Origin of the sequence: Pantoea sp. F_5, assembly GCF_008631595.1 — a bacterium.
In the GTDB taxonomy this organism is placed as follows: domain Bacteria; phylum Pseudomonadota; class Gammaproteobacteria; order Enterobacterales; family Enterobacteriaceae; genus Pantoea; species Pantoea gossypiicola.
The window spans coordinates 1-3635 of sequence record NZ_VWUO01000038.1; the positions used below are offsets into that span (position 1 = coordinate 1).

Consider the following 3635-nt stretch of genomic DNA (forward strand, 5'->3'; position numbering starts at 1 on the left):
CGGCGAACGTGAACGTGAGCCGGGACAGGATGCACAGCAACTGGCAGAGCGTGACGGAGCAGACCGGGATATTTGCGGGTCAGGGCGGCTTTGACGTGACGGTGGGTGAGCACACGCAGCTGAACGGTGCGGTAATCGCCAGTACGGCAGATGCCAGCCTGAACCGGCTTGACACCGGCACGCTGGGCTTCAGCGACATTGAGAACCACGCGGACTATAAGGTTGAGCATCAGAGTGCGGGCATGAGCACCGGCGGCGGCATCGGCGGAAACTTCGCCGGGAACATGGCGAACGGGATGCTGGCAGGGCTGAACGGCAGCGGCAGCGCGGAGAGCACCACGAAGTCGGCGGTGAGCGAAGGCACTATCGTTATCCGCGATAAGGAAAAACAGGCTCAGGACGTGGCGGACCTCAGCCGCGACGTGGCTAACGCGAATCCGGGGCTGGACGTCATCTTCGATAAGGAGAAGGAGCAGAACCGGCTGAAGGCGGCGCAGCTGATAGGCGAAATCGGGGCGCAGGCGGGGGATATCGCGCGGACGCAGGGCCAGATAGCGGGCATGCAGGCACAGCAGGACCCGGCAGCGCTGGCGGCGGCCAGGGAAGAGCTGGCCGGAAAAGGGAAGCTGAACCCGACGTCAGATGAGATAGCGAAGCAGGCTTACGACACGGCGATGAGGCCGTTCGGCACGGGTTCGGCCCTTCAGCAGGGTATCAGCGCGGTGACGGCGGCGGTGCAGGGCCTGTCGGGCGGGAACGTGGCGCAGGCGATAAGCGGTGCGGCTAGTCCGTATCTGGCTGAGCAGATACATAAGCTGACGGAAGGCAACCCGGAAGCGCAGGCAATGGCGCATGCGGTTGTTGGTGCAGTAACGTCTTACGCATCAGGTAACTCAGCGCTGGCGGGCGCAGCGGGTGGGGTCAGCGGTGAGGTGATGGCGAAGCTGGTGATGAACCAGCTGTATCCGGGTAAAGCGATCAGCGAGCTGACGGAAACGGAGAAGCAGACGATCAGCGCGCTGGGGACATTAGCGGCGGGCCTTGCGGGCGGCGTCGCTGGTGACAGCACGGCGGATGCGGTGGCGGGCGCGCAGGCGGGTAAGAATGCGGTTGAGAATAATTATTTGAGTGCGACGCAGTCCCTTGCGTTCGACAAAGAGCTGTCAGACTGCCGGAAATCCGGGGGTGACTGCCAGGCCGTAATTGATAAATGGAAGCAGGTCAGCGACCACCAGAGCGCAGAAGTCGTACAGAAGCTGGAAGACAATCCGCTGGAAGTTCAGATAGTTGATAAGGAAGTTGCTCAGGGCGGTTATGACATGGCAGAGCGTCCCGGCTGGATCGGTAATCTTCCCGGCGTGGATGTAATGACCAGCGAAGAAGCCAAAGCTTACGTCCAGCAGTGGAGCGGTCAGGATCTGGCGAAGATCGATACAAATAGCCCTGAGTGGACGAAGTATGCTGTGTTCGTGTCTGATCCGGAAAATCAGGCCATGCTGGTCTCCAGCGGATTGCTTGTAAAGGATGTTACAAAAGCGGCTATCTCGTTTATGAGCCGCAATACGGCATCAGCTACCGTCAGCGCCGCAGAAGTGGGCATGAAATGGGGCCAGGGTAATATGAAGCAGGGTATACCGTGGGAGGATTACGTTGGTAAATCTTTACCTGCTGATGCCCGTTTGCCACCAAACTTTAAAACCTTTGATTACTATGACGGAACGACCAAAACAGCCGTAAGTGCGAAATCAATGGATACGCAGACGATGGCGAAGCTGGCTAACCCTAATCAGGTCTACAGTTCAATTAAGGGGAATATTGATGCCGCTGCTAAATTTGAAAAGATATACTCTTTCCAGAAAGACAATTAATACTTCTATGATCTCTAACCGAGAGATACAACTCTCTGTTCCTGCTAATACGACTAAAACCCAGTGGACAGAAATAAACCGGGCCATCGAATATGGTAAAACTCAGGGCGTCAAAGTGACAGTAACTCAGGTGAAATGATGGACTTTAATGAAGATCAGGACTATTGGGCTAGCTGCTACTGCACCAATGAATTTTTGCTGATTGAAACTCAATCTGGATTAGGTATGGTTACAGCAGATCCTCTTTTCCCATCCCACTTATTACCGCCAGATGCCAGTGAGCATGATATTGGAGGGACAATATTACAAGCATTGTCTGACAGCCGTACATTGAATGTACTGGAAGACCGGGTGGCTTTCTTCGACCTTGAAAAAGGCAAGGAGCAATACGCTGCCTGGATAGCGAGGTTGATGGAAAAATATGGCTATAAATCTAAAAAATCACTCTTCAAGAACATGAAAAACTGCGGTATTCACTGTGTTAATGGCGTGATTACTATCTCTCCCACTCGCCATGAAAAACTGGAAGGATGGGGAAGGGAAAAAGGTGATGGTATTGAAGATGTTATTTTATCAGCAGACAGTTCCCCAGCCGAAATCGGAGCAGGCTTAAGGCTGGCACTCAGTCGTTGTAAGGGGTAAAAGAAGATCCCGGCCCAATCGCGCCGGAATCGTTTTACCTGCCGATCACTCCTCAGCCAGCCGGATGATCAACTGTCCCGGTCCGCTGAGCACCTCGATCTTCTGCCCGGTCGTAAAGCCCATCGCCGGGCGCGACGTGGAGATCGGCGCGGCAACCGAGACCGACAGCCACTATCAGCTGGAGGAAAAGAAAAAGAGCGGCCTGCTGAGCAGCGGCGGCATCGGTTTCACCGTCGGCAAACAGTCGACCCGCCATGAAATCGATGAGAAGGGCACCACCCAGAGCCAGAGCGTCAGCACCGTCGGCAGCAGCCAGGGCAGCGTAAACATTACGGCGGGCAACCGTCTGCACGCCGGCGGCGCGGACCTGGTGGCGGGGAAAGACCTGAACCTGACGGGCGACAGCGTAAGCATCGACCCGGGCTATGACCAGCGGACGCGCACCGAGAAAACCGAGACGAAGCAGAGCGGTCTGAGCATCGCCCTGTCAGGCACGGCGGGCAGCGCGCTCAACACGGCGGTGAGCACCGCGCAGCAGGCCAGGAAGTCGGGCGACGGGCGGGTCAGCGCGCTGCAGAACACCAAAGCGGTACTGAGCGGGGTGCAGGCGGCGCAGGCGGCTGAGCGGGACAGCCTGCAGAACGGCGGAGCGGGCGGGACCAACACCATCGGCGTCAGCGCTTCGTACGGCAGCCAGTCGTCGAAAAGCGAAACCCGTACTGAAAGCCGCCAGTCGCAGGGCAGCACGCTGACGGCGGGCCGGAATCTGACCGTCACGGCAACCGGCAAAAACGGTACGGCGCAGAGCGGCGACATCAGCATCACCGGCAGCCAGCTGAAGGCGGGCGGCGACCTGAGCCTGGCTGCGGCGCGTGACATCCTGCTGCAGTCGGCGCAGAACACGCAGAGCACCGACAGCAAGAACAGCAGCAAAGGTGGCAGCGCCGGGGCGGGCATCGGCGCAGGGTCGGGCGGCTACGGCATCAGCGTGCCGGCGAGCGTCAACGCGGCGAAGGGCAGCGAAAACGGCAACGGGCTGACGCACAGCGAAACCACGCTGGACGCGGGCAGTCAGCTCAGCCTGACCAGCGGGCGCGACACCACGCTCACGGGCGCGCAGGCAAA

General features: G+C 58.4%; 3 protein-coding genes and 1 pseudogene. All 4 read left to right on the plus strand.

Going from position 1 to position 3635, the window contains the following annotated elements; genetic code table 11:
- The coding region (locus F3I44_RS24200) for a VENN motif pre-toxin domain-containing protein (protein ID WP_304621891.1) at window positions 1-1868 on the plus strand (1868 nt) is incomplete at its 5' end.
- Complete coding sequence (locus tag F3I44_RS24420) at window positions 1819-2007, plus strand: hypothetical protein (protein WP_368668638.1); 189 nt, start codon at window positions 1819-1821, stop codon at window positions 2005-2007. The genes F3I44_RS24200 and F3I44_RS24420, both read left to right, overlap by 50 nt.
- Window positions 2007-2510, plus strand: a complete 504-nt coding sequence (locus F3I44_RS23630; RefSeq protein ID WP_150016069.1) for a contact-dependent growth inhibition system immunity protein — start codon at window positions 2007-2009, stop codon at window positions 2508-2510. Before F3I44_RS24420 ends, F3I44_RS23630 begins: the two co-directional genes overlap by 1 nt.
- Before the next feature lie 124 nt (window positions 2511-2634).
- Window positions 2635-3635, plus strand: a pseudogene (locus F3I44_RS23640) (hemagglutinin repeat-containing protein); the annotation flags it as partial.